This window comes from Nocardia rhamnosiphila NBRC 108938, from assembly GCF_000720425.1.
Classification (GTDB): domain Bacteria; phylum Actinomycetota; class Actinomycetes; order Mycobacteriales; family Mycobacteriaceae; genus Nocardia; species Nocardia rhamnosiphila.
This window is the reverse complement of record NZ_JOAJ01000002.1, coordinates 487859-513366: the sequence shown is the minus strand read 5'-3', so window position 1 is coordinate 513366 and position 25508 is coordinate 487859. Positions and strand designations below refer to the sequence as shown.

Annotated in this window: 30 protein-coding genes and 1 pseudogene; 18 read left to right on the top strand and 13 right to left on the bottom strand. The window is 64.2% G+C overall.

Annotated elements, in window-relative coordinates; translation table 11 throughout:
• The first annotated feature begins 148 nt into the window (after positions 1 to 148).
• Positions 149 to 1210 carry a CaiB/BaiF CoA transferase family protein gene (locus tag IG75_RS0111235; RefSeq protein ID WP_030521157.1) on the top strand — a complete coding sequence of 354 codons (1062 nt, stop codon included), beginning with the start codon at positions 149 to 151 and terminating at the stop codon, positions 1208 to 1210.
• A 269-nt stretch (positions 1211 to 1479) separates the two neighbouring features.
• Here IG75_RS0111235 and IG75_RS0111230 read toward each other — a convergent pair whose 3' ends face one another.
• On the bottom strand, positions 1480 to 2133 hold the full coding sequence (locus IG75_RS0111230; protein WP_030521156.1) for a Uma2 family endonuclease: 654 nt from the start codon (positions 2131 to 2133) through the stop codon (positions 1480 to 1482).
• Between the two features lie 550 nt (positions 2134 to 2683).
• On the opposite strand from IG75_RS0111230, the gene IG75_RS41005 reads away from it, so the two are divergent.
• From IG75_RS41005 to IG75_RS0111200, 5 genes are read left to right on the top strand one after another with little or no spacing between them, the layout of a single operon-like run.
• Positions 2684 to 3241, top strand: coding sequence for a DUF8017 domain-containing protein (locus tag IG75_RS41005; RefSeq protein WP_486644353.1), 558 nt, complete (start codon positions 2684 to 2686; stop codon positions 3239 to 3241).
• A 19-nt stretch (positions 3242 to 3260) separates the two neighbouring features.
• Positions 3261 to 3722, top strand: coding sequence for a hypothetical protein (locus IG75_RS0111215; RefSeq protein ID WP_030521154.1), 462 nt, complete (start codon positions 3261 to 3263; stop codon positions 3720 to 3722).
• A gap of 59 nt (positions 3723 to 3781) precedes the next feature.
• A complete protein-coding gene (locus tag IG75_RS0111210; RefSeq protein ID WP_030521153.1) occupies positions 3782 to 4501 on the top strand; it encodes a hypothetical protein in 720 nt (239 codons plus the stop codon).
• Between the two features lie 42 nt (positions 4502 to 4543).
• Complete coding sequence (locus IG75_RS0111205) at positions 4544 to 4993, top strand: hypothetical protein (protein WP_030521152.1); 450 nt, start codon at positions 4544 to 4546, stop codon at positions 4991 to 4993.
• Complete coding sequence (locus tag IG75_RS0111200) at positions 4990 to 5520, top strand: DUF3558 family protein (protein ID WP_081876796.1); 531 nt, start codon at positions 4990 to 4992, stop codon at positions 5518 to 5520. Before IG75_RS0111205 ends, IG75_RS0111200 begins: the two co-directional genes overlap by 4 nt.
• 316 nt (positions 5521 to 5836) lie before the next feature.
• Here the strand turns inward: IG75_RS0111200 and IG75_RS0111195 are convergent, their stop codons facing one another.
• Positions 5837 to 7369 (bottom strand): plasmid pRiA4b ORF-3 family protein, encoded by a 1533-nt coding sequence (locus IG75_RS0111195; RefSeq protein WP_051714489.1) that lies wholly within the window; start codon positions 7367 to 7369, stop codon positions 5837 to 5839.
• 258 nt (positions 7370 to 7627) lie between these two features.
• On the opposite strand from IG75_RS0111195, the gene IG75_RS0111190 reads away from it, so the two are divergent.
• Positions 7628 to 9142: a hypothetical protein gene (locus tag IG75_RS0111190; protein ID WP_156058832.1), complete on the top strand. Its 1515-nt coding sequence runs from the start codon at positions 7628 to 7630 to the stop codon at positions 9140 to 9142.
• A gap of 430 nt (positions 9143 to 9572) precedes the next feature.
• Here IG75_RS0111190 and IG75_RS0111185 read toward each other — a convergent pair whose 3' ends face one another.
• The gene (locus tag IG75_RS0111185) at positions 9573 to 10178 is read right to left on the bottom strand and encodes a hypothetical protein (RefSeq protein WP_156058830.1); all 606 of its coding nucleotides are present in this window, start codon (positions 10176 to 10178) and stop codon (positions 9573 to 9575) included.
• Between the two features lie 50 nt (positions 10179 to 10228).
• Positions 10229 to 10456, bottom strand: coding sequence for a hypothetical protein (locus IG75_RS0111180; RefSeq protein WP_030521147.1), 228 nt, complete (start codon positions 10454 to 10456; stop codon positions 10229 to 10231).
• Between the two features lie 328 nt (positions 10457 to 10784).
• Between IG75_RS0111180 and IG75_RS37320 the strand changes: the two genes are divergently transcribed.
• The 5 genes from IG75_RS37320 to IG75_RS0111155 all read left to right on the top strand — a co-directional run bounded on the left by IG75_RS37320 (position 10785) and on the right by IG75_RS0111155 (position 15776).
• On the top strand, positions 10785 to 12230 hold the full coding sequence (locus tag IG75_RS37320; protein WP_051714488.1) for a serine/threonine-protein kinase: 1446 nt from the start codon (positions 10785 to 10787) through the stop codon (positions 12228 to 12230).
• A gap of 354 nt (positions 12231 to 12584) precedes the next feature.
• Positions 12585 to 13154 (top strand): DUF3558 domain-containing protein, encoded by a 570-nt coding sequence (locus tag IG75_RS0111170; protein WP_030521145.1) that lies wholly within the window; start codon positions 12585 to 12587, stop codon positions 13152 to 13154.
• A gap of 48 nt (positions 13155 to 13202) precedes the next feature.
• Positions 13203 to 13697 (top strand): hypothetical protein, encoded by a 495-nt coding sequence (locus IG75_RS0111165; protein WP_030521144.1) that lies wholly within the window; start codon positions 13203 to 13205, stop codon positions 13695 to 13697.
• Between the two features lie 51 nt (positions 13698 to 13748).
• A complete protein-coding gene (locus tag IG75_RS0111160) occupies positions 13749 to 14930 on the top strand; it encodes a hypothetical protein (RefSeq protein WP_051714487.1) in 1182 nt (393 codons plus the stop codon).
• Positions 14931 to 15014: 84 nt separating this feature from the next.
• Entirely contained in the window at positions 15015 to 15776 is a 762-nt protein-coding gene (locus IG75_RS0111155) for an ESX secretion-associated protein EspG (protein ID WP_036513305.1), read from the top strand.
• 82 nt (positions 15777 to 15858) lie between these two features.
• Here the strand turns inward: IG75_RS0111155 and IG75_RS0111150 are convergent, their stop codons facing one another.
• Positions 15859 to 16053: a hypothetical protein gene (locus tag IG75_RS0111150; RefSeq protein ID WP_030521141.1), complete on the bottom strand. Its 195-nt coding sequence runs from the start codon at positions 16051 to 16053 to the stop codon at positions 15859 to 15861.
• Positions 16054 to 16225: 172 nt separating this feature from the next.
• Positions 16226 to 16414 carry a hypothetical protein gene (locus tag IG75_RS0111145; RefSeq protein WP_081876823.1) on the bottom strand — a complete coding sequence of 63 codons (189 nt, stop codon included), beginning with the start codon at positions 16412 to 16414 and terminating at the stop codon, positions 16226 to 16228.
• A gap of 288 nt (positions 16415 to 16702) precedes the next feature.
• On the opposite strand from IG75_RS0111145, the gene IG75_RS0111140 reads away from it, so the two are divergent.
• The 5 genes and pseudogenes from IG75_RS0111140 to IG75_RS40195 all read left to right on the top strand — a co-directional run.
• Positions 16703 to 17599, top strand: coding sequence for a helix-turn-helix domain-containing protein (locus tag IG75_RS0111140; RefSeq protein ID WP_051714486.1), 897 nt, complete (start codon positions 16703 to 16705; stop codon positions 17597 to 17599).
• Positions 17596 to 17805 carry a DUF397 domain-containing protein gene (locus IG75_RS0111135; RefSeq protein ID WP_030521138.1) on the top strand — a complete coding sequence of 70 codons (210 nt, stop codon included), beginning with the start codon at positions 17596 to 17598 and terminating at the stop codon, positions 17803 to 17805. The genes IG75_RS0111140 and IG75_RS0111135 overlap by 4 nt, the downstream gene beginning before the upstream one ends.
• Positions 17806 to 18261: 456 nt before the next feature.
• A complete protein-coding gene (locus tag IG75_RS0111125) occupies positions 18262 to 18780 on the top strand; it encodes a hypothetical protein (protein WP_156058828.1) in 519 nt (172 codons plus the stop codon).
• 13 nt (positions 18781 to 18793) lie between these two features.
• Positions 18794 to 19150, top strand: coding sequence for a hypothetical protein (locus IG75_RS0111120; RefSeq protein WP_030521136.1), 357 nt, complete (start codon positions 18794 to 18796; stop codon positions 19148 to 19150).
• A gap of 51 nt (positions 19151 to 19201) precedes the next feature.
• Positions 19202 to 19591: pseudogene (locus tag IG75_RS40195) on the top strand (transposase); the annotation flags it as partial.
• 47 nt (positions 19592 to 19638) lie between these two features.
• On the opposite strand, the gene IG75_RS0111110 reads toward IG75_RS40195, so the two are convergent.
• The 7 genes from IG75_RS0111110 to IG75_RS0111075 form a co-directional block, all read right to left on the bottom strand.
• Positions 19639 to 19959: a hypothetical protein gene (locus tag IG75_RS0111110; RefSeq protein WP_156058826.1), complete on the bottom strand. Its 321-nt coding sequence runs from the start codon at positions 19957 to 19959 to the stop codon at positions 19639 to 19641.
• Positions 19960 to 20282: 323 nt separating this feature from the next.
• Positions 20283 to 20516: a DUF4926 domain-containing protein gene (locus IG75_RS38200; RefSeq protein ID WP_081876794.1), complete on the bottom strand. Its 234-nt coding sequence runs from the start codon at positions 20514 to 20516 to the stop codon at positions 20283 to 20285.
• A gap of 9 nt (positions 20517 to 20525) precedes the next feature.
• The gene (locus tag IG75_RS37315) at positions 20526 to 21869 is read right to left on the bottom strand and encodes a DUF6883 domain-containing protein (protein ID WP_030521133.1); all 1344 of its coding nucleotides are present in this window, start codon (positions 21867 to 21869) and stop codon (positions 20526 to 20528) included.
• Positions 21866 to 22162, bottom strand: a complete 297-nt coding sequence (locus IG75_RS0111095; RefSeq protein WP_030521132.1) for a WXG100 family type VII secretion target — start codon at positions 22160 to 22162, stop codon at positions 21866 to 21868. The genes IG75_RS37315 and IG75_RS0111095 overlap by 4 nt, the downstream gene beginning before the upstream one ends.
• Positions 22163 to 22185: 23 nt before the next feature.
• Positions 22186 to 22596, bottom strand: coding sequence for a WXG100 family type VII secretion target (locus IG75_RS0111090; protein WP_162183788.1), 411 nt, complete (start codon positions 22594 to 22596; stop codon positions 22186 to 22188).
• 285 nt (positions 22597 to 22881) lie between these two features.
• Entirely contained in the window at positions 22882 to 23532 is a 651-nt protein-coding gene (locus IG75_RS0111080; protein ID WP_030521130.1) for a Uma2 family endonuclease, read from the bottom strand.
• Positions 23533 to 23680: 148 nt separating this feature from the next.
• Complete coding sequence (locus IG75_RS0111075) at positions 23681 to 24637, bottom strand: endonuclease/exonuclease/phosphatase family protein (RefSeq protein WP_030521129.1); 957 nt, start codon at positions 24635 to 24637, stop codon at positions 23681 to 23683.
• Positions 24638 to 24888: 251 nt separating this feature from the next.
• Here IG75_RS0111075 and IG75_RS0111070 point away from each other — a divergent pair, with 251 nt between their 5' ends.
• Positions 24889 to 25398 (top strand): anthrone oxygenase family protein, encoded by a 510-nt coding sequence (locus IG75_RS0111070; RefSeq protein ID WP_030521128.1) that lies wholly within the window; start codon positions 24889 to 24891, stop codon positions 25396 to 25398.
• Positions 25399 to 25508 lie beyond the last annotated feature (110 nt).

Genomic DNA, 25508 nt, shown 5'->3' with positions numbered 1-25508 from the left:
GCTGTCATGATGGGATACCTTCGCCTTCGCCTTCGCTCCGGCCTTCGCGGCCCGCATCGATCTGCGCCGAAGGAGCTGCCATGATGCGATACCGCCGTCTTGGCCCTGGACTCCGCGGACCGCACGGCCCCGCTTCGAAGGAGTCGCCATGATTTCCGGGCCGCTGGCCGGTATCCGGGTGCTGGAGGTTGGCACCATGCTGGCCGGCCCCTACGCCACCATGATGCTGGCCGACCTGGGCGCGGACGTGGTGAAACTCGAACCGCCGGGTGGCGATATCTCACGCAAGGTCGGTGCTTCGTATTTCGCCAGCCTCAACCGCGGCAAACGCAGCATCTGCCTGGATCTGACCGCCGAGGCCGGGCAGCGCCGCCTCGGCGAACTGGCCGCGGATGCCCACGCACTGCTGGTGAACCTGAAACCCTCGGCCATCCGCAAACTCGGACTCACCTACGAGGCGCTGCGCAGATACAACGAGCGGATCGTCTGCGTCGCCCTCACCGGTTTCGGTCTGGACAACGGGGACGACCCCGCCTTCGACTACGTCGTCCAGGCGGCCACCGGTGTCGCCGCGCTCACCGGCGATCCCGCCGGACCACCCACGCTGCCGGGGTACTCCTCCGCCGACAACTCCACCGGTCTGACCGCCGCGCTGGGGTTGCTCGCCCAGATCGTGTCGGGGCGGGGTGGGCAGATCGATGTCTCCTTGCGCGATGTGATGCTGTCCCAGCTGAACTATCACGCGGCCGCCTACCTCGACAACGGCACCGAACCTCAGCGCCGGCCTTATGGCGCTCACTCGTATTACGTTCCGGCTCAGCTTTTCCCGACCGCACAGGGGTATCTCGCGCTGTTCATCACCCACGACGGGTTCTGGAAGCTCTTCGCGGGTGAGGCCGGGCTGGCCGGGTTCGAGACCATGGCCGAACGGGTGAGCAGCCGCGAATCCGTTCTCGGCATGGTGACCGCCGTACTGGCCACCGACACCGCGGCGTCCTGGGAGGCACGATTACGGCCGCTCGGCGTCCCCGCCGCGGCGGTGCGCACGCTGCCGGAGGCACTGGAGGCGACCCCGGACATGGTCGTACAGGCAGGGGAGCACCGGCTCGTCGGCTCGTCCATACACGTCGCCGGCTGGAGCCCGGACTACCGGCCGCCACCCCGACTCGGCGAACACGGCGAGTCCGTCGGCGACGGAACAGCGGCGTAGTATCGCGGCGACTCGAGTTGGGGTTGCCGCGGGGCGTCGCGATGGACGCGGAGCAGCATGTGCCCACCTTGTGGCCGTCGTGATCACGATGGCCGTGCACTGCTGTTCGAGGACGCGCAGGCCGCCCGGCTGCGGACCGTCACCATCGAGGGGGCGCCCAGATGGAAGACCTTGCTCGATATCGCGAAGGCACGGGGGGTGGGCTGGCCCGTGCCCAGCCGCGCGGTTGCTGACCATTCGAAAGGCGCAGGTAGCGGCTGGTGCGTGGGTCAGAAGGCCAGTTCGGGCCAGCCGATACGGATGGGGAACGGAAAGTCGATCAGAACTCCATCCTCATCGGCGGGCGTCCATTCCCCCGCCAGCAGGTAATTGGTGGGGTGCAGAGGATGAACTCCGTCCGGCAGCTGGGCGGCGCCGGTTTGAAGTGCGTAGGCGCGGATGGTGGCAATTGTGCTGTCGTCGGCTGCGAGCGCCACCTCCCAATACCAGGGGATCCCGGCGCCCGCGTAGCGGCTCTTCTTGGCCTCGACGTCGGATCGGGTGTTCGACGGGGAGAGCACCTCACCCACCAGCAGGGTATCCGCAGCCCGAATGTCCTGGTACGGCGATTCCAGGCATCGGTACACGAGGAAATCGGGCGTGAGGAAATCCGATTTACCCTGCTCCCCGAGGAACACATTGTTCTCGAAATCCACTTGCCAGCAAGTTTCCGGCCTTTCCGCCATGCTCTTGCGCGCACACGATTCGAGGGCGTTGGTCAGGCGGCGGGTGAAGCGCTGATGCTCGGCGGGCCCGCGCCGCAGCCACACCACGCGCCCGGCCCAGAGTTCGATCCGACCGGCCACCTCATCGGGCAGACGCTCCAGCTCCTCCCAGGTCATGTACTCGGGGAGGTCGGGCTTCTCGATCCGGGGCGAGGACATGCTCCCATGCTATGGCGAAGGGGGTGGGTGAGCGCTACCCTCTCCGGCGCGCAGTAACCACCGCCCACCGCTCCACCTCGGCGCACACGTCGGCACCGTGGCCGACTTCGCGCTCGGTGATCGTCGGCGCCGGCGATGTGGGGGAGCAATTCCTCGAATAATCCGGAGAAGGGGAACCGATCCGCTCCCGGCGGCGTCTGATCTACTGGATCGCTGATCAATCTGTGCGAGGAGTGGCATGAAAAGCCGAGTCAGGGCCTTCCACGGTGCGGACAAACCGGGGTAAGGAACAGAGAATTGCGTAGTTTTTTCACCGCACTTGTTCGATCGGGTGTGATCGGCCCGCTCGCCAAGGTCGCCGGCTGGATGGGTGTCGCCGCAGCGGTGATGCTGGTTATCGCGTGGATCGGCAACCCCTACGCCGACACGGTGCCCGAAGTGGAGCAGGCTGCTCCATCGTGGCGGCCCCCGGCTCCGGTTGAGTCGCCGACGGATCCGCCGCTACCGCCCGGATTTCCCTCCATGGCCTTTCCCGCCGCCGCTACCCGAGGTGGCCGAGGGACAACCCAGGGCTGTGCCGACGAGGTACGGGCTCGACTATTCCGTACCCGCGGCGAACGGCTGGCGCCCTTCCAACGGCCGGACCGTGAGTTGGTCCGAGGGCGGTCGGACGATCGCGTCCTACGGTGCCGTGAGCGACTACGGATATGGCTATTGTCCGGAGACCGAAGGGTCGGCCCTGGCGAGAGTCGGGGTCCAGGGTCGCAACGGCACCGATATCGACACCGCGGCGCGCGAAGCGGCCGGCCGAGCCGGTGCGATCTTCTCCGACACCGCGGGCACTCGGCCCGACGTGGAGATCCGAGGCCCGGTGCAGGCCGAAGTCTCCGGGCGACCGGCCATCCGATACACGGCGGTCGTCACCGGGATCGCTCGAGAGTCGTCGTGCGACCCGAGCACCGCGCAGTTCGATGTCGTGGCCACTTCCGCGTACGCCTCTGCCGAGGTGATGGTGCTGTTTTTGCAGCGTCACACCGGTCTGCCGGACGTGCTGAGCGAAGGCGATGCCGAAGCGATCCTGACTTCTCTGCACACTACGAACCGATGATGGAAGGAAGGTCGGACAGGTGGCGGAAACACTGGTAGCCGAGTCCTCGCAGATCGCGGGGTTGGGAAACGCGCTGGATGTCATCGGCGCCGATGCAAAGGCCATCGCCGATTTCGTCGGCGCGCACTGCGTGGTCAGCCCAGAGAGACTCGGCGGGGCCATACTCGAGCCGTTGACAGCACCATTCACGCACGCGGCAGGGGTGTTCAAAACCCGGATGGCCGGTATCGGCAATACCACCGCGAACAGCGGCGACGAGCTGAACCGCACCGCGTGGATGTATCACGACCAGGACAAGAAAACCTACGAGGCACTCAACGCGGCCACCACGAACCTGATCACCGGGCAGGGGGTGGCCGTCGACGTCGATCGGGAGAACACCGGCCTGGTCATGGACTATCCCGATCCCGTCGCATATCCGAAACCCAATGAGATCAAGCTGGACCCGCCTTCGGCCGCGCCGCCGGACTCGCGGATCTGATCGCGGAGACCACCGGTGTCGTCGGCGATGTCAACGAGGCGGTCAAGAACGTCACCAGGATGGCGGGCAATGAGGTGAACATCTTGGAGATGGTCGTCTCCCGCATCACCGCGAACTGGAACGAACTCCGCCGGATCGGTGAAACGTACAAGGTCGCCGGTAATGCGATGGAGAGCTCCGCCGCGAATCTCGAAGACGCGGTGCGCCGTGTGGGCCCACACTGGGACGGCAGAGCGGCCATCGCCTTCGAGACGTGGGCGGGAAGCCAGATCTCGGCCATGAAGTGGGAGGGGCCCGTGGGTCGGGTCATCTGCGATCTGCTCACCATCGTCGCGGACAAGATCCGCGACGGTGTCCGACGGGCCTGCGAGAAGCTCCGCGACTTCGTGACATCCTTCGTCGACTTCCGCAGTACCAAACAAATCTTCAAGGCCCTCGTCAAGAAGATTCCCGGAATCGGCACGGCGATCGAAATCGTCGATATGGCCAGGAAGATCTGGAACATAGTCGATCTCGTCAACACGATCATCAACGAGATCGAGGATGTGCGTAATCGCACCAAGGAATTCCTGGAGTGGCTCGGCAACCCGGTCGGCAAAGGTAAGGACTGGGTCACCCAGAAGCTCGAGCCGATCACCAGCCGTGCCGACGATGCCGCTCGCCGGGCGGCTCTGGTGAACGATGTCGCGAAGGTGGCCCAGGCCGAGGACACCCTGAACCGGCCGAAGGAAGCCTATGAGGTGGGCTCCGGGCGTGCGCCGTGGGAGGACGCGGTATGACGGTAGTTCGGTGGAGGTCGGCGGCTGAACCAGGCGGTGTCGATGTTCGATGATCCGAATCTGGACCCCGGTGTGGAATCCATGGCCCATCGCGTTCTCGCCGCGGCGGAACGTCTGGAGACGGCAAGCCTGCGAGTAGAGCGCACCGTCCTCGACGACCTGTGGAGCGATCCGGTTCCGGTCACCGAGGAGCTCATGGCGTCGGTGGCGGCGATGCCGAATGCCTCACCCGAGTTGCGGCACTACAGTGCGCGCGTCGAGATGGGCGAATGCCGCTGGCAGGATATCGAATGGTTCGCGCGACCGGTACCGCCCGAGGTGGCGGAATTGAAGAATTCGCCTTCCTACATATGGACCTGGGGTGCACCGGCTCCCACGCCAGAGACACCGATGCCGCCACCGACGTCACGCCGTGACGACAACGTAGTAGGGCCGAGTGATTGGCCCGACGATTTCGACGACTACCCGGAACAGAGGACTTGGCTGCAATGAGAAGAACACTGGTGAAGGTATTACTCGCCGGAGTCATCGCGGCGACGACTACCTCATGCGGGGATACCGGTGACACGGCCGAACCACAGTCGGTCGCCCACCCTTGCGATATCCCCGCGGCCGGCCTGACCGAAGCAGGAATCGTGCCGCAACCATTGATGACGGAGCCTTTCGGGACCGAATTCTCCGGCTGGAAAGGCTGTATCTGGAAGTCCACCGCCGGGTGGTACGACGCGGCAGTCTACTTCGGACCCACTTCGCTGGACGAGTTCCAGCAGGACCCGCGCTACCGGGATTACCAGGCGGCCGGGCCCGCCACTGTCGGTGACCGGACAGCACTCGAATTCGGTGACGCACTCGACCCGGAACGGAAGGAGCGCTGCTACTTCGGTGTGGAACTGCAGCAGGGTATGGCACTGATCTGGTCGCGTCTGCCGGTCGGTCCGGGTGGAGGCGCGGCGGGTGGCGATATTTGTGCGGAAGGGGAGCGGGTGGTCGGGGGGTTGAGCCCTTACCTGCCCGAATGACGGTTTGCGGCTCCGCTTGTCCTGCTCAGCGCCGGATCGGTCCGGCGCAGCGCAACGTCGGTCGCAGATTGAGCGGGGGTTACAGGTTGGGTAGGGTCGGCTGAGTGCGGGGGGCCGGCCGGTTCCCGGTTCGATATGGAATGCCGGTGTCGGGAGGTTTGTGATGGCCGCCGTTCGGTTCTCGGCATGGTGACCGTGTTACTGGCAACAGACACCGCGGTGTCCTGGGAGGCGCGGCTGCGGCCGCTCGGCGTCCCCGCTACGGCGGTCCACACGCTGCCGGGAGCTCCGGCTATGGTCGTTCCAGCGCAGGGGTTCACTGTGCTGCGTCGTCGAGCAACACGGTCAGAACTGCTCTGGCGAATCGTTCGGTGGCCAAACCGGTGGATGGGGAACGCAGGCCGGTGGGATCGAGTGCATGGCGAACATCGCGCAGGATCGCGGCTATCGAATGCGTCGTGACCGGGGAACCGTCGTCCAGGCACCAGCCCATATCGCCGAGCATGGCGGCGGCAGCGGGTTCGGCGTTGTCGGCCATACCGGCTGCTAGCGCCAGAAAGTACAGGATGCCGGCGTCGCGTCGAGGCTTTCCCTGCAGCATCGTGGGGATCCGTTCGGCGAGATACGTCCACAGCCGGACCGGGTCGTCGCCGATCGCTCGCGCCTTGGCAGTGCGGTTGAGCCGGCCGCGATATTTGCGCAGCAAACCGATCTGTTGCGCGGAGTGCCGCAGGTTCGCGATCGGTGAGGTGTTGTCCTCGCGATTACCTTTCCCGATCCACCGCTCGCCCAGTTCGAGGTCGGCGAATATGGCTGCCACCGCTTTGGGCGGGAGGTAACCGGCCGAGGTGAGGGCGACGCCGTCGGCACCGATATGGTCCAGCAGGCACATGTAGGGACGGACAGCCCGGGCTGCCGCATCGGCATCGATGGTGGCCGGCCGGTCCAGTGCGGCGTCGGCGACGAGCGTCCGCAGTTGCCGTCTGCCTCGGACGGTGCCGGTCCTCCGGAGAATCTCGGCGAGTGCAGACGGGATTTCTTGTGCGTTCCCGGCCTCGGGATCGGCGCCGTCGGCATGTGAGCCGGTGCCGAATTCGGCCAGCGCCGCATTGATCTCGTCGATATCGAATGGCACCGGTGCGTAGGCGTCGATGTCGAAATCGTCGCCATACCATTGATGCAGATCCGTCAGGGCTTGTGCGTGTCCGCGATGGCCGGTATCGCACGCCGCGGTGAACAGCTCGTACCCGGGGATCCCGCCGCAGTCCTCCGCTGGGGAAGGCCGCCGACCGGCCGTGCAGCGGGCGCGCGGCGCGTCGTCATCCCGCGGTAGCACCGCTTCCAGCTTCAGCACGTGCATCCAGTCGTCGCCGAAGTCGTACCAGTACGACATCGCGTCACCGGCGTCGACAAGCACTTCGTCGAGCCGTACCTGCCCCTCCGGCACTCCGGGATCGCCCTCTTCCACCTGGTACGGGGACAGATACAGTTCGGCGTCCTCGGCGAAGTGACCGCCGGAACTCGCGAACTGGTGCAGGTGGCAGTTGTACCAGTTGAACGTCGCCTGGATCACCTCGTGCAGCTCGTCGAGGAACATATCCGATGCCACGTCCACCCGACGCCACGTGGGCGGCTTCGCATGTTGTAGATCTATGCGGATCCGGTAGGTCACCGGCGCGGAACGGCGCGGCCGACGCGCGCTCGGCACGGTATGAGGCGATGCCGGTTCCGGCGGACCCAGCTGCTCGGCGACGTCCGCGATCAGCTCACCGAAGAATCGCCGGGCCATTGCCGGTGGCATTGCGGCGAGGATCGCGTCGAAATCGGGTTCGGCGTTGTTGTTGGTCACGGCCGATACCGTACGAAAATTCTCCCTCGCGAGAGGGAGTCATCGGGCCGGCCCGCGACCTGGCGGAGGACCGGTGAACCGGTTCAACGATTCCGTACATGGTCATATTCCTGGGCCAGGAGTGATGCGGCAGTCGGGAACCTCGTCTGGTAGCCACTCGTCGAGACGGGCGCGATCGCTCATCATCCAGCCCACCACCCGGCGAACCGACGGCGGTTTGTGTGCCGGGCGGGGAAGACAGCCGGTGCTGCGGACGGGGTGCAGGTAGTTGAGCACGACCTTCTTGCTTCCGCGGTAGCCGAGTTCGGAGATCTCGCCCAATTGGGTGCCGTTTGTGCAGCCTTCGTTCCATCGCCGGTGCAGGTAGGAAGTAGGGAGCGCGGCACGGGCTTCCGGATCGCGAGTGTGGTGCGTTCAAGTTATGCTGGCCGCTGCGCGGTCGGCGGGTTGCCGCGCTGGTGGGGTTCAGATCGGAAGGTGTTTATGGCTGGGCGGCAGATCGGCATCCTATTTCCTGATAACAGTGCGCTGGCCAGACTACGCAGGGTCGTGGATGTCGCAAACGATCGGGAAGGCCATACCAGCTCCTGTACGTTGTCGTTCGAAATTCCTGATCGCATGAAAACTAAGGTCGTCTTGATAGCGCACGGTGAGTCGATCCTATTTGCTGCTGAAGTGGAAAAGTGCACCAGGGCGGATGATCTACGGTGGGCCTTCTCGTTTCGCTCCGTATTCAAAATGCGCTATCAGCTCCGTCTGTCCATGGTCGAGGCGCAGCTTGCGTCATCGCAGCGTAGGCCGATAAAGGAGGGTGGCGGCGCGTTCACCGACAATGCATCCGCTAAGGTGCTGCAGTTTTTGGTCGACCACGACCGATCTCTGGGAGAATACCTCGATGCTTCCTTTGGGTACCAGTTTTCCGGCTCGTCTTCCCGTATCGCCCGAATGGCGCAAGAGCGGGATGCCTTGGCCTCGATCATCGCGTTTACGGGATTCTCTGGTCTCGGTCCGGAGGGAGGGCTGCTGTCGGAAGACGAAAAGCTCAGTATTTCCGAGAGGGATTCATTCCTCCCAAGAAGTGGAGCAAGGCCACCTCGTGAAGACGCCCTGATCGAGCATGATGCCAACAACTTTCTCGGGTGGACGCCACAGGCCAGCGATGAACTCGGCGTCCGTGTGTACAGCGATGGCCGTGACCGGACGCTACGGGTCATGAATGTCAACCGAACGCTGATCGAGGAAGATCTCGGGCCCGACCTTCTCTACTATCATGTACAGCGTCGCTGTTTCGTGCTTGTTCAGTACAAGCGTATGGTAAAGGCACATGCGGTATGGCGGTATCGGGTCGATGAACATTTTCGTGATCAGTTGTCGAAGATGCGGGATCTGGACTCTGTTTGCGCGAAATCGGCGGATACGGGTCAATTCAGACTCACTGCGGAGCCGGGTTTTGTGAAAATATGCAAATTGGAAAGCTTCGATATCGACAGTCTTTCGTCGGTTTCAGGAATGTGCATGCCGCGCGCTCAGGTCGAAATGCATATCAAGCGGTTCGAAGAATCCGGAGAATCGGCGGTATTTTCCTATGAAACCGTGAAAGAGTATATGACGAGTACTCTTTTCTCGCAGTTGGTTGCCTACGGTTACATCGGAAGCAGTGGTGTAGGAACCGAAATCGTGGCGCGAGAAATCGAAAGTGCTCTCACGCGCAGCGGGTCGGCGGTGGTCGGGGTCCTCGATGACCCGAGTGGGCAGCGGCCGTCCTGGAATTAGCGATGTAACCTGGTCGCCGAAGTGATAATGGGCGTAATCACACGGCATTCGGCCGGATTGGGAATGCTGCACGATCCGGTGACAGGTTCGGTCACACGGCCTGGCTGGCCGGTGGAGTTTTGATTTTCTCTCATTCGAGCAGCGTCAACCGGCCGAGGATAATTTGCCGGCGGTGCCGGTGATCGGTCCGTTCGATCCAGGTGACGAAATCCTCGCGAGTGCGCCAGAATCGGCGATCGAGAACATTCTTCTATCCATGCAGCAGTGCCCACCGGCCCCGCTCTGGTATTCGGTGCGGGGAATGGGACGCCTGCGATACTGGTCTGCGCGCGGGCGGACTCGGCTCAGCGGATCGAAGGGTACCCGTACGAACCGACCGCACTCTCGCCGCCCCGGCTGAGGGCGGTCGGTTCGTCCGAAGGGACGGATATCAGTTCGAGGTGAGCACCGCCCCGAGGTCCGCCGCCAGCGCCTTCGCGATGGCGCGAGCCCCGGGCGCCAACTCGGCACGCCCCGCCCGAGGTCCGCTGACGCCTTCCCGCTCAGACATATTCGAGCCGAAAACGGTCGCGCTGACGAAGACGTTGCTCTTCCGAAAGGCACTCGAGGCGGTGTTGTCCGGAGCATCCCAGGATGCGAAGGATTCGTCCCCGAGCCCGGTTGTCTCGCTGCCTTTCGTAGCGTCGAGTGCCCGATCGAAATGTCGTTCCGTGGCCGCGACCGCATCATCGCCCGATCTCAGTGAGATCGACAGGGTGATGGTGCGGTGAAGAGGATTCCCGGCCGCCCAGGGTTCGATCTTCTGATATTGCGCCGTACACACTTTGACGGTTGCTTCCGGGTCGGAAAATCCCGCGCTCTCATCTTCGAACTCGACCGTGTCGCTGAACAGCGCGCCTGTATAGGAGCGGATGGCGCCCATCGCCGGCCCTGATACCTGAGCGCAGGAATTCGCCAGTCCACCGAACATCGGCCCCGCTCCGGTGTCCTCGGATCCACAGGCAGTCACGGTCCCGAGAATCAACAGGGCACTCACCGTGACCGATCGCAGCCATTCGGATCGACTCTGCCTCAGCTGCCGGCGATTCATTCCTCGACTCCGTCCTGCTTCCAGCCGTCGTCCTGATTGTCGTACTCGTGCGACTCCGTGGTTGGCCAGGTGCTCTTACCATCGGCGTTCACCATCATTCCTGCTGGGTTCGTAATCATGTTCTCGAGACGCTGGGCGGCGAGATAGACCTTTGTTTCCACTCGGACGAACCCGGTGATCGCCTCGACGATCAGTTCGACACTTGCGACGATCGCCGAGTCCACATTGGGGATACCGGTGACACGGCCGAAACGCCGCCGGTGCCCACCCTTGCGATATCCCCGCGGCAGGCCTGGTCGAAGCAGGAATCGCGCCGTAACCGTTGATGACGGAGCCTTTCGGGACCGAACAGCGGGTGCGTGCTGCCGGTCGAGCCGGGTGGAGACGCGCCGAGAGGTGATATCTGTGCAGAGGGAGAGCGGGTTGCTGGGGCGTTGATTCCCTACTTGCCCCGAATGACTGTATGCCCGCCGTCCGGCGCAGGCTCGACCGTGACGGCTGTCGGCGCTGCGGTACCGTCACGGAGTACATACGGCTACGGAGGGATCAGAGGTGTTGGGGGCGGGCGCGACCTTCGCCGGATATCGGGTCGAGAGAGTACTCGGACAGGGCGGTATGGGCACCGTCTACCTGGCGCAGCATCCGCGGCTGCCCCGCAGTGTGGCCCTGAAACTGTTGAACCGCGAGGTATCAACCGACCCGGAGCTCGTCCGCCGCTTCGAAAGGGAAGCCGACGTCATCGCCCGGCTCGAGCACCCCGGCATAGTCGGAGTGCTGGACCGTGGAGCCGACGACGACCACCTGTGGATCGCGATGCAGTACATCCGCGGGACCGATGCCGCGTCCTGGGACGCGCGGGCCCATCCGGCGAGCACAGCGGTGCGGCTGCTCGGTGAAATCGCGTCGGCCCTGGACTTCGCGCACAGTCGTGGTGTGTTGCACCGCGATGTGAAACCGGCCAACATCCTCATCTCAGAGGCTGATTCGTTCCGGGATTCCCGCGCCGTACTGACCGATTTCGGAATCGCCCGCCTCACCGACGCTGCCGCCACCAAGATCACGGCCACCGGTACGTTCACGGCCACCCTCGCCTACGGCTCGCCGGAACAGTTGTCCGGTGAAGTGGTGGACCACCGCTCCGACCAATACTCACTGGCCTGCACCCTGTTCACGTTACTGACCGGGCAGCCACCCTACGCTTCGACCAACCCGGGGCAAGTCGTGATGGGACATATCGCGCAGCCCGTGCCCCGGCTCACCGCCGTCCGACCGGATCTCCCTCCGACGGTGGACACGGTATTCGAGCGCGCAATGGCCAAGCGGCGCGACGACCGATTCGAAAGCTGCGCCGAGTTCGTCACCGCGGCCCGCGACGCGCTCGACGGCCGGCGTATCGGCGCGTTCGCCGGCCGCGCCGCGCCCACCACGCACAATGCGCAGCACCACGGCTACGCGATGGCATCCGCACCGAATCCGGTGTTCCCGGCTGCCGGTATCCAGGCCGCACCATCACTGCCTACCGAAGCCGAGTTCTATCCGGCTCCGCAGGATTCCGGCCGCGAGGAGGGCCGGGACCGATCGGCGCCGTCGCGGTTCTCGGCTTTCACCGCAGCTATCACCACACTGGTCGTGGGCTTGATTCCGGTGGGTCTCTTTATTGCGGCTCTCGGGTCGCTGGCCCACAGATTCAACGCCCCCGACATGGTCCTCGGCCTCACCGCCGGAGCCGCGGCAACGCTATGGGTCACCGCGGGAATCTCGTTGCTGTCGGGCAGGCGAACCGGCCGGGTTTTGACGGGCCTCTGCTCTGTTATCGGGCTATCGATCCCGGTGGGCCTCCTGCTCCTGTACACGGTTCAGCGACAACTCGCGGCCGGGTTGTTCTTGCTGTTCACGGTGGTCTTCGTGGTCAACCTGGCTGCTCTGTGGTGCACCTTGGCGCAGGAGACGGGACGCTGGATCGATTACCGCACCCGCATTCGACGCCGACGCCGGTGAGACCATCGAAGCTGACCGATGCGGGCAGGCACTGCCTCCTATCGCCCGCTGCCTCCGGCCTGACCGATCCACAATGGTGGGACATTGCGGGACGATCCTGCAACGGCTCTTGGACCCGAGCAAGTTCCTGGTGTGATGGCGCCGAGGCCTGCCGGGCTTGTCCGTCGCCTGATCCGGGCTTGCCGTCCTGAACGGTTGTGGATCCGGTGACGAGCGATTCACGCTTCCCACCGGAATCCCACTGCGGACGGTCGCGGTTGAGTGACGGATGGTGAGGTCGGTAGGGTCGACTGGGACGCGGGGGGCCGGCCGGTTCCCGGTTCGATATGGAATGCCGGTGTCGGGAGGTTTGTGATGGCCGCTGTTCGGTCGGTCCGGGGGATTCTGTTCGGTGTGGGGGTTGCGCTGCTGGTCGCGGGGTGTGGTTCCGAGACCGGGGGGACGGCGTCGCCGGTGACCACGACGACCGGGTTGCCGATCGCGGCGGAGGCGCCGTCGTCGTTCGACCCGTGTACCGATATCCCGCAGGATGTGCTGGCGTCGGAGGATCTGCGGCGGGGGGTGACGGATGCGAATGTCGACGGGTCGCGTGGAATCAAGTGGCGGGGGTGCAGTTACGTGGCTCCGGATAGTTATGCGGTGGGGATCACGACCACGAACCTGACGTTGCCTGTGGTGCGTGACAACAAGGATTTCGTGCTCCGTGGGGAGTACACCGTGGACGGACGTGCCGCGATAGGGGTACATGGCGTCGACCAGTCTGATCCCCGAGGGCGTTGCTTGTTCTATGTGGAGATGGAGGGTGGAAGCCTCGAGCTTTCTATGAGCAACCCGCCTTCGCGCGACAAGACCGGACATCTCGATTCCTGCGAGCTCGCTCTTGGTTTGGCAGAGAAGGTCGTGCCATTGATACCGGATGCATAATCGGCCGCTTCATACTACAGGTTCGAATTGGCAGGAGAGAGTACGGCAATGAGTGAAGACACGCCGCCACGGCCGCTCGAGGGATTGCTGACCGAGGCGCGGGAGGGCCGGTTATCGGTAAACCTTGGTGCAGGATCGCCTGATGCTGTCCGGGTCAACGCCGAAGAGTTCGTTTACATGGAACGCGATTGTGAAGGCTTCAAGCTTCTGATCCAAGAGTTGCAGCGTATCGCGGAAGGCATTTCGGATCAGGAAAAATGGGACCTTGGGGAGAGAAATTCAAATCTTCCTTCGGCGGGGGTCATGGTCGGTCGCTTCCGCTCCAAGGCCAAGGAATCTGAAGACTCCAATGATGTCTTTGCAATTCTCGAGCAGCATTACCGGATTGTCGAGGATATTCAGGAGCTGCACCGGGTGATCGCGCAGCGGTACATGGAAACCGATGAGACGTTCGCCGGCCGATACAACGAGTTGATGGCCGGGGCGCCGCCGGTCGTGCCGTTGGCGATGCCGCCGGCCTTCCCGGCCACCCCGGGCCAGTAGGAGCATCGTGGTGCGGTCGCAGGGCTTGTCGGTCCGTTCGAAACAGGGGGAATGATGACCTTTCAGAACGAGAATCCGAAAATCGGTGATCCGGAGGAACCCAATGGGTTCTCCCATTCGGAGATCAACGGGGCGTTCCAACCGTTGGCGCCGGGTGATCACGGGATGACCGCGTCGGACCAGTACGGGCAAATAGCCGCCCAGTGGGAAAGTGGAGTGCAGGTTTTCGCCGCACGGATCCGCCGGTCCAGCGCTGCGGCCTGGGAGGGGCCGGCGGCCGAGCAGTCGCGGCAGGCGATCGGCAATTACGCCACCCGAGCCGAAGATCTGGTTCCCGCATTGAATGCGCTCGCCGTGCAGGTTTACGACTCCGTGGTGTCGATCATGCGTACCCAGAACAATCTGCCCGAGGTGATCGAGAAGCGTTCGAGCTGGGATCCAAGGGAGTGGTCCTTCCTCGGATTCGACAACGAGCGGACCGATAACGAGGAAGCGGCCCGGCAGGTCATGCGGGACTACTACGTAACCGGTTTCGTCGCGGCCGATACGAGGATCCCGGTCCTGCCCGTCCCCGTGAACCCGACCCAGCCCCTGCACACCGACCTGCCCACCGACACCGGCGACCAGCCCGGCCCGGGTGGCATCTCCACCGACCAGAGCGGCAACCCCAACGGCACGGACACCGGCGGACCGCAGGGCGAGAACCCCACCGGAGAACAACCCGGGACGGAACCCGGCGAGGAACAACCGGGCGATGACCCCGGCACCACGCAGTCGGAGGACCCAGGCACCGAACAGCCCGGCACGACGCCCGCGGGGACGACACCGTCCACCACCGAGAGTCCGATATCCACCACACCCAGCACCACCACCGTGCCCAGCACCACCACGACCACACCCGGCCCGGGCACCCCGGGTTATCCCAGCGGCAGCCCGGTGACCACCGGCGACCCCGGCCGCAGTGTCCCCGGCACCCCGAACACCACCGGAACTCCCGCGGTGGCCTCCACCGGCACCACCAGTTCCGGCGCAGCACGCAGCGGTATGCCGGGGATGATGTCGCCGGGGGCCGGTCGTGGCCAGCAGGCGGCGGACGACGACAAGCACGAAATCCCGGACTATCTCATCAATGCCGAGAACACCGACGAACTGCTCGGGGAGTTGCCACCCACGATTCCCGGCGGGGTACTGGGCGCTGACACACCGGCTGCGCGTCCGGCGGAACGCGACTGATCGATCGTCTGCCCATCCCGAGGCACCGGCCGGCGGCGCCGAGGTACCGGCAGCCGTCAAATAATCGAGGAAACACCACCGACAATGAGCACATGGATTTGGGAGCCGGACGATTTCGCCGCGCTCTGGTATCGCGACGGGATCGACCGGTTCCCGCGCCCGCTGCACTATCTGAGCCGCTACAAGACCCGCAACCCGTTCGAGGCCCACGCGGCGGCCGTGCGCGCGCGATACGACCGGGACGAGCGCGAACTGATCCGGCGAGCCCTGCACACCGTGTCCGACGGCGACCTGCGAATCGAGATCCTGGGCGCCTCGACCGCGACCACCAAGGGCCGGGTGCGTGAGTACCGGGTGGTCGGCGCACGCACCACCCACTACGGGGTGGTGTTGGCGCAGTCGGTGATCGACGGTGTCGACGGTTCGATCCATGCCCAGCTGTTCGCCGCCGAACAGCTGCCGAAACGCCTCGCCGGCCTGGTGCCGTCGTGCGATCCCGGCCGGGAACCGGCGGGCACGTTCCATATCGACGATCTCGCGCCCGGCCGCGACCAGCAGCGATCCCTGCGGCGCGGTCCCGGCGAACAGTATCGGCGTCTCGTGCAGCGTCCCGCGGACGGCGGCGGTATGGCGGCCCTGCGCGTCGGATCGATTCTGGATCGCCCCGAACCCTGGTACCGGACCCAGTGGTACGACCTCACCGCCGACGGCCGCTACCTGGAGAAACGGACGCGCGAACATGTCACGGTGCGGCCGGCCGGTGCCGCTGATCTCGCGGCCGGGTTCGCCGACTGGATCGACCGCGCACTGCGCCGGCTCCGCGAGAACGAACCGGATATCTGGTAGCCCGCACTGCAGGTGCCTGGGTACTCGAGGCAGCGTCGGCGAACCCGTGCGGGCACGAGGGTAAGGCGCCGTGGGATCGCCGCTATTCATCGAGATACCGCGCTATATCCGTGAGAGTTGCCGCCGCGTAGAGCGTTTCACCGTCCGCGGCGTCCAGCAGCGCCCAGCCGAGCGGTGTGCCCGGTTCGCGGACGAGCCGGTAACCGAGGCTTTCGGCATGGGTGGCGAGCCTATCGAACAGGGCGATGTGCTGGTCGCTGTCCGTTGTCCCGTTCATCGGGCTTTCCCGTTTTCCTGCGGTGGCCACCGGCGCAGGGCATTGCACACCCGGACGAGGGTGGCGATATCGGTCGGAGGTTGCCAATTTGAACCCTTCGGTATGGAACGCGCACCGGGAATACGAGGTGGCAATTTGTCTTTCATCCGAGTATTTCCTTCGTCCGGACGTATCAGTAGCCCGTAAAATCCCGAGCGCCGGGAACCATTCTGCGTGCCTCGATCAGGCGCGCCCGGGCCTGGCTTTTGATCGGGCACTCCGCCGAGAGGCATTCGATATGGGTCTGCATCACCTGGTGGGCGTGCTGGATGGTCATCACCGGCACGGGCCGGTGATCGGTCACCGGTACTCCGAACTGCATGGTCACCTCGCAACGTCGGGAATGGTCTGGTCACGCCGGTCGGCGAACACTGCATGGTGTCTCCGGTTTCGCCGAGCCGGTGCGTGCGATATGGGAAATTCCGCTGCGGAAGTTCCCACGTCTGCGTCCGCGTATTCAGTGAACCACGCACTTTCCCGATTGGAAATCGATACGTAAGATTCGGTCGCACAACGGAATTGCTCCGGGTGGATAGGTAATTCCAAACGGCTCGACTATTCCATTTGAGTTGGAATAACCGCGAGTAACGCTAACGAAGGGGAGAGATCAGTGTCGATCGAATCGAACGCCACGAACCCACCGACCCTGCCGCGCAGGGTCCTGGGCCGCCGCCTGCGGGAACTGCGTGAGGAGGCGGGGATGAGCCGCGCGAACGCGGCCCGCCGGTGCGAGATGGGTGCGCAAACCCTGTGGCGCTTGGAGTCCGGGCGCACCAGCGAGACCAAGAGAATGGTGATCAACGCGCTGTGTGATGCGTACGAGGCCAGCGCGGAGGACCGCCGCGAACTGCTGTGGCTGGTTGAGGAATCTCGCAAAGACGGGTGGTGGCAGTCGTCGTTTGCCGATGCAGTGGTCCCCGAAGCAGAGATGTTCCTCGGGCTTGAGCAGGCTGCGCGTGAGGTCTTCACCTGGCAGACAACGACCTTGCCAGGGTTGCTTCAAACTCACCGTTACCGGTATGCCATGTGGGAGATCGCGAAGCCGCTCGGAAGACCGATCGAGCTTCATCGGGAGATCACTCTGCTTCAGCGTCGTCAGGCTCGGCTGCACAACTCGTCTGATTTCACCTTCGAGGCCGCGCTCAGCGAGGCCGCGCTGCGGCATCCGATCGGTGGCGCCGAGACCATGGCGGAGCAGCTGGATCATCTCCTGGAGATGGCAGCATTGCCGAGCGTTTCGCTACGAGTCGTACCGCTGGATGCCACGGATCATCTTGGGTGGACCACGAAGCACTTCGTCTACCTGGACTTCCCGGATCACGTGAACCCAGCTCTGACCGAATCTCCTGTCATATATGTCGAGGGGTTCACCGGGTCGTTGTACTTGGACAAGCCGAGCGAGGTCGAGCAGTATCAAGCGGCTCGGGATTCGATATTGCAAGTAGCATTGGACGAGTCGGATACACAGCGCCTCATCGAGGTGGCGGCGAGGGAGCATCGCGGATGAGCATCGACCTTTCCGGAGCGGTCTGGTTCAAGAGCAGCCGCAGCACCAGTGGCAATGACTGTGTCGAGGTCGCCCATCTGCGCAGCGGACTGGTGGGTGTGCGGGATTCCAAGAACCCCACCGGCCCGGCTCTGGTTTTCGGTCCGGGGGAGTGGGACGCCTTCACCTCCGGCCTGCGCACGGGCGCACTCGGCTCAGCGGACTGACGGGCACATACCCGGGACGAACCGACCGCACTTTCGCCGCTCGGCCGGAGTGCGGTTGGTTCCGCATCATGGCGGCACCGAGGTCGGCCAGTACCGCGGCGGTGTCGGCGCCGAGCAGCGGGGCCGGTTCGTCCCGAAGGGACTGATTTCAGTTCGAGGCGAGCACGGCACCGAGGTTTCCCGTCAGCGCCTCCGCGATGGCGCGAGCGCCGGGCGCCAACTCGCCGCGCCCCGCCCGAGGTTTGCTGGCGCCTTCCCGATCCGACATGTTCGAGCCGAAGACAGCCACGCTGACGAAGACATTGCTCTTCCGAAACGCACTCGACTCTGTGCGCCAAGTACGGGGCGAAGATCAAACCGTTCATCACGCTGTTCAAATCCCCCGGCCTGGGGCGCGGGTTCAAAGACGTTCCGGATTTCTCCAGCCACAAGACGAACATGGACCGGATCTGGCAGATGATCAACAAGAAGGCGCCCGGCGGCCACCGGCCCGGTAAAAGCACCGATTGGTCGTTCGGCCCCGAAGACGAGAAGGCTATCCAAACTGCCGCCATGAGGTCGCCCGACAGTGGCATGACCCTCAATGAAAAGCTGACCAGAGGCCTGCCATTGACATCGGAGGAACAGCGCCGCGCTGCCGCGCTGGAACAGGCCCTCGCCAAGCTGCCCTCCCACGAGGGTCCGCTGGTTCGCCATATCACTCTGACCCCGGAAGAACTGGCTCGCTACGTCCCGGGAAAGCCGGTCACCGAACACGGGTTCACATACAGCACTCTCAAGCACGGAGGCATCGACCCGGAATTCGTCAAGCAGCAGAACGTCGAGTTCCAGATCGTGAGCAAGACCGGCAAGCCTGTCGGGGAGTACGCCACACGCCCCGACGAAGTGATGTTCGGGCCCAACACACCGTTCATGGTGCATGAGGTGGTCACGCTTCCGAACGGCCGTACCATCGTTCAGATGACCGAGATCTAGAAGGGGATGCCCTGTGTTCGAACGATTCACCGGCCGCAAGAAAAAGCCGCTCTTGACCGGCGAGGACTACTTCAACAGCGACGAATACACTCGCAACCAGGCGATATTCGACCAGTTCAACGCCCGGATCATCGAAGCGCGCGCCGCCGCCGAGGCCAGCCCTGGCCCGGGTCTCGCCCCCGAAACGATGGCTGAACTGCAAGCCCAAGCCAGAGAGTCGATCAGCCCGGAGAGGCGGAACTGGACCAACGACGCCGATCACTGGTACGGCGGCGACGGCAACATCGTCTACAGCCGAGGCGCCGACGGGTGGTACGACACCGCAGGAGTGCGGGTCTACGATCTGGTGTACAACCCGGTCACTCAGTAGAAACCATGGCTCCTTCGCACGCGAAGAAGCCATCTGATCAAGAGGTTGGCTGACCGGAAGGCGTTGTGCGGCACATTGTTTGTGTTGTACACGGGGTTCCGTGGGAGTTCTTGCCGCAGGAGATGGGTTACGGGTCGGGGATGACGTGCTGGCGGCGGTTGCGTGATCGGCACGAGGCCGGGGTGTGGCAGCGGCTGCATGGGCTGCTGGCAGAACTCAACGCCGGCGACCTGATCGACTGGTCCCGGGCTCCGGTGGACGGGTCGCATGTGCGGCCGGTGGGGCCGGCCCCGTCACCGGCCCGTTCGGGTCTATGCCGACCGCGCCTACGACCACGACAAGTATCGGAAACTCGTACGTGGCAAAGGAATCGCGCCGATCATCGCGCGCCGCGGTGTCGAGCACGGCTCCGGGCTCGGCGTGCACCGCTGGGTCGTCGAGTAGTGTTTCACACCGGCGCGCTGCCACCGGGTCTCTGTCGGGGCTCGTCAGTGGATACCTGGCAGACGGACCCGTGCGACCAAGGCGCGATGGTCTGCGCCGGGTAGTCCGACGGTTTCCACCGAGACCGCGTGAGCGTCCGCGAGAACTATGTGGTCGATCCCGATCACCGGCGGCCAGTGCCGCATGACCACCCACGCCGCCAGGGCGATCGGTGCGGAAGCCATCAGGTACGGCGCGATGGAAGCGCCCAAGGCCAGCGGTTGCGCCGACGAACGGCTGAAGTGCAACCCGACCCCGGCAGCTCCTGTCAGCGTCGCGACCCAGGCGAGAGCATGGGTACCGGCGCGGACCGGCTTCGACATCACAGGCGACAGCCAAACACATCTATCCGCACAATCGACAGTTCAGAGTTGAGGTACCGCCAGGGCGCGGACTTCGTTTCGGCGGCGCATCCACGGATTTCAAGCGCAGCGTCTGCCGATCGACAACGTCCCCCGGTCGTCGATGCAGGTACGGTTGCCGAGCCACCACGCTGTCGGAACAGTTACACCCGGGGCGGCTACGCGCACGAGTACTGCCCGATCAGGGAACGAGTGCGGCGCAGGCCCAGCAGACGCTGTTGCGGGTCCGTACCGACGAGGCCGATTCTCGGACCTCTGCGGACGAACCCGGTTTCGCACGGCCGACTTCAATCGAACGGTACTATGTCGGTCTCGTTCAACGTGACAACTCCGAGTGTTTCACCGTCGTCGGCAACAAATTCGACCTCGTACGATACCTCACGAGACTCGGACCCGTAGACGGCCACCACTGCACCGACACTACGAGCGGGTATTTCCTCGTCACCCGAGTCAGGCCAGAACTCCCGGGTTTCCGGAGACACTGCATGCACCAGCTTTACCGCATCACCTTCGCTGTACACTCCACTCCTCTATTTCTTGGTCGGAATCGCGGTCACCAGCCGAACAACGCCGTCCTCGTTCCTGATCCAGGCGAAGTTCACCTCTATCGTCTTACCATTCGCACCTACGATGGGGATGGTCTGATTGTATTTGGTTCCGTACTGCGTAGTCCCGGTCTCAACCGCTGTCTCAGGATCGAATTTGATCTGCCGTTCCAAGTCCGCCTGGTTCTCCTTGGTGTATCCGAGGGCTTGTTCGAACCACTTCGCCTTCGGCCCCCCGGCAGGGTGATCCTGGTTCAGGAGGTAGTTCGTAAGCTTCTTGTTGACACTGTCTTCAGTTGTTCCCGGCGTCGGCGCCTTTCCGCCGGGCACATCGACCTTTCGGTCACCGATATCATCACTGCGCTTCTTGATCAGATCCATGATGCGCTGCATCTGTCGGCCGGTCGCCGAAACCGGCGTCTTCAGCAAAACAACAGTTTTCAGCTTGAAGTCGTTGAGGACCTTTCGGAGCTTGCCGACGTAGACGGCGACTTTCTGGACGTACCGGCCGGCACGGATCGCAGTCACTGCCGCCGCGCCCATTCCAAAGGTAACCAGCGATGCACCGACGTACAGCACGAGGTCGACAGCGATATCCTGTCCGATGTCGAGTGCCATCTGTTCGAGTACCGCTGTGAGCTCCGAACGTTGCTTTCGGTGCGCTGCTTCTTGATCGCGGCACGCCGCTGCCAGGTCGGCGAACGCGGCGATCAATTCCTGAGCAGCCGATTTCATCTCCCGCAGGTCTTCATCGATGAAGGAGGCGTCAGGGGCCGTCACAGCCTGGAACAGAACAGCTGCCCGTTCCAGTTCTGAAGGGAGGTCAGTGGTTGCTCGGTCCGTTGCCATGGCGGTCCAGCAGGCAGCGGCCTTGCCCAACTTGTCGGCGTCCCCGTCGGGGATCGGCACCCCGATCTGAGTTGCGAGGTCGAGGCCATCATCTACCAGTCCGCTTCCCGGACCGCCGGCGGAAGCCGGCGTCGCCGGGCAGGTCATGAATGCGGGCTGCGGCGTAACGGGACGCTCGGGTGCAGGGCCGTTTCCGTCGTAGTCGGCGATCGCGTGGTTGTAGCCGGCCTCGATCAAAATGTCGGCATAATTATCGATGGCGCCTATCAGGTTCTTGAACAGAAGGTAAGTGTCGGTGGTCTGCCGATCGTAGGATTCCGCCCATATCTTGCCGTCGCCGATACTGCCCGCCATGTCTTTCGTGTCGAACGCGAGCTTGCCGAACTGGGTACGTACAACGCCGAATAACGCGACTGCCGCGGAATTGCAGATCGTTGCCGCCTCGTAGTAGACACCCGGGGCAACACTGATGAACGTCATCGCCCGAACATCTGACGGTTCGCCTCGATCGCGGCGGTATACCGGTCTCGCGCGGCTACGGCCGCCTGCCGCATGATGTCTATTCCCTCGGCGACGTCGGTCGCTCCCGCCGCCCATTGCCGGAACGCATCGGTCTGCGCGATCGCCGCGTCACCGCTCCAGGTCTGATGTAGGACCGTCATCCGCTGCTCCAGGCCGGTGAGACTGTCGGCCAAGAATCCGACGAAGTTTCCCACACGCGAGGTGATGTTCTCCAGCTCGGCCAGATCGACCTGAAATGCTTTCTCGTCCAACCTTGTCCCCTTCTGTCGCCGACTCAGATGTTCAGCGAGCCATAGCTCTGCGAGTTGCTGTCGTCCTGCTCGACGTAGGTGCGACTGTTTACCCCGAGCAACTCCGCGATATCAGCCAAGGCTTCCAGCACTGTGATCGCCCCCTGCTTGGTCTCCTGCCAGCCTGCCCGATAGGAAGTGGCCGAAACACCCTTCCATACCTCGAACAGACCGTCGATATCCATGTCGAGTGAACTCAATGCGTTGACCAGTGCGTCCGCGGTTTGCTGCACGAACTGGCCCGCGTCGGCCACCTCGTCGGGAACCACCTGGAGTACAGGACCCGAGTCCTCGGATTCGGAAATATTCCACCCCCACACCTTGCGACGATCGGCCCACTTTACCCCGGCGTCGACACCCCTCGGAGGACCCTCGGCGAACACGTAATCGGACACACAGCAGACGATGCCTTCCCTGTACCCAGCCGGACATACCGATCAGACAGCGACCACTTCCTGGGTCGGCACCGGCCCCACACGATCGGGATTGTTCTCATCGAGCTCCAGCAGAGTCCGTGCCTGGCGGACCTGCTGAGCCGGATAGGCCCCGGTCCGAATCCGGGCCATCCCCGCGTGCGCGGGGCTGACAGGTAAGCCCGCACGAATTTGTCGATCGCCGCGGCGCTGCCGAACCTCGGCGGCGACAGCCGGTCGACGCTGCCGGGCGATGCGCACTCTTGTTCAGAACGCGAGAGCCGACCATCCGATATCGATCGGGAACGGATACCCGAACGACACCCCCACCGGGGCACTGTGCGTCCATTCGCCCACCAGGCGATAATCGGATCGGTGCAGCGGGCGGACGCCCTCGGGTAACTCGGCGACCCTGGTTTCCAGGCCATATGCCAGGATCGTCGCGATGGCGCTGATATCCGGTCGCAAAGTCACCTCCCAGTACCAGAGGATTCCCGCGGCGGCGTATCGACTCTTCTTGGCCTCGATATCGGATTGGGTATTGGACGGCGACAGCACTTCACCGACCAGCACTGTGTCGGCAGCGTGCACATCCTGGTACGGCGGAATGCATCGATGCACGAGAAAGTCCGGCGCCAGGAAGTCCGATTTTCCGGTAGCTCCCAGGAACACGTTGGTTTCGGACTCGACTTCCCAGCAGTGCTCGGGACGTGTGGACATGTACTCACGCGCGCAGCGCTCGATCTCGTTGACCAGTCGTCGAGTGAACTTCTGGTGTTCGCGTGGCCCAGGCCGCACCCACACGACGCGCCCGTTCCACAGCTCGATCTGATCCGCCAGTTCCCCGGGCAGTCGCTCCAGTTCCGACCAGGTCATGTACTCGGGGAGGTCGGGCTTCTCAATCCGGGGCGAGGACATGCCTGAATCGTATGGCCTGCGCGCCCGCAGCCGGAGAATGTGGCAGCCATCATTTCCAGCATTGGTGGGGTGGGCGCGGCCGTGAGTACGGTTTGCCGTGTTCCAGGTTGCACCGTCGCGCCGCCACCGGGTCTCTGTTGGGGGCTTGTCAAGGGACACCCGGCAGACGGACGCGTGCGACCAGGGCGCGATGGTCCGCGCCGGGTAGTCCGACGGTTTCCACCGCGACCGAGTGAGCGTCCGCGAGAACGATGTGGTCGATCCCGACCACCGGCGGCCACCATTTGTCGGTCGGGTAGGTGACGAGATGTCCGGCACCCGCCTGCTCGGCCGCGTCGTGGAAACGCCCCGATATCAGCGCGCGGAATTGCGAATGGTCGTGGGTCGCGTTGAAGTCGCCGCCGGCGATCACCGGCCGGTCGGCCGGCGATCGGCCGAGAATGTCGTGCAGCCGGGACAACTCATCGGCCCAGACCTGTGTGCCGTAAACCGGTGGCACCGGGTGGAACGCGTACACCGTGACCGGCCCGACGCTGGGGATAGTCGCCGTCGCCGCGAGCTGGTTCAGGACGAAGCCGTCGTATTCGACGGTTTCCGACAGCGGGTAGGCGCTCCAGATCCCCGTGCCGGCCGCGGTCCGGCCGGGTGAGAGGTACCGGTACGGCAATACCTGGTCGAGGCCGGCCCGGCCGAGATCCTCGACTGCCGCCGGCGTGAGTTCGTTGACGGTGAGCACACCGACCTTCCGGTCCCGCACCTCCTGGATAAGGGCCCGAGGGTCGGCTCCGTCGAACAATAGATTGGCCTGCATCACCGTCAACTCGGGGCCGTCGGCGGTACCCGGATGGCCGAGATACAGCGGAACCTGGGTCCATGCCGCGGCGGCGGCAACGAGAGCCGCCACCGCCGCGCCACGCCACTGCCGCAGAGCCACCCACACCGCCAGGGCGACCGGTGCGGAAACCATCAGATACGGCGCGATGGAAGCGCCCAAGACCAGCGGTTGCGCCGACGAACGGTTGAAGTGCAACCCGACCCCGGCAGCTCCTGCCAGCGTCGCGGCCCAGGCGAGAGCATGGGTACCGGCACGGACCGACTTCGACATCACAGGTGACAGACAAACACACCTATCCGCACGGTCGACAGTTCCGAGTCGGGGTCGGGCTTCGCTTCCGGTAGTTCACCGACGAATATCGGGCTCTTCGCTGCGGAGCGGAGTGATGGCGTAGCCATGCTGGAGCGCCCTCGTTTTCAGCACTGGTGGGTGCAGGTGGCCGCCGGTACCGTTGCCCTGTTCAGGGCTGCCTCCGCACGCCTCGAACGGGAATGGGGACTACTCGAACGAGGTGAGAAGAGATGGACGGATTCCGGACCGTCGTACTGATCGCGGCCACCGTGGCCACCGGCCTGATGGCGGGAGTGTTCGGCATCTACGCGGTGGCGATCATGCCCGGCCTGCGGACGACCGACGACCGCACCTTCATCGGCGCGTACCAGGCGATCGACCGCGCGATCATCAATCCGCTGTTCCTGGCCACCTTCCTGGGCGCCTTGATCCTGTCGATCGCGGCAGCGCTGCTGAACCTCGGTGGCGACAGGCGCTCGGTGCTGTTCTGGGCGGCGGCCGCGGCACTGCTCTACCTGGTGGCGGTGGTGATCACCTTCGCCGTGCATCTGCCGCTCAACGACGCGTTGAAGGCTGCGGGCGCACCCGCCGACCTGGCCGATCCGGCAGCGGTACGGGAAGCGTTCGCGGAGTCGCGGTGGGTGGCCTGGAATATTGTGCGCACAGTGACGAGCACGGCGGCATTCGCCTGTCTCGGCTGGGCGCTGATGCTGTGGGGGAGGACACAGGCCGCGAGCTGACCGGCTCGAGTCAGACGGCCGGCTCGCGCCGGCCGGCGTGGGACCGCACCTGTGTATTACAGATTCACTAGTGTTCGCCTGCCCGGCAAGCTCGTGACCAGCTCGCTAGA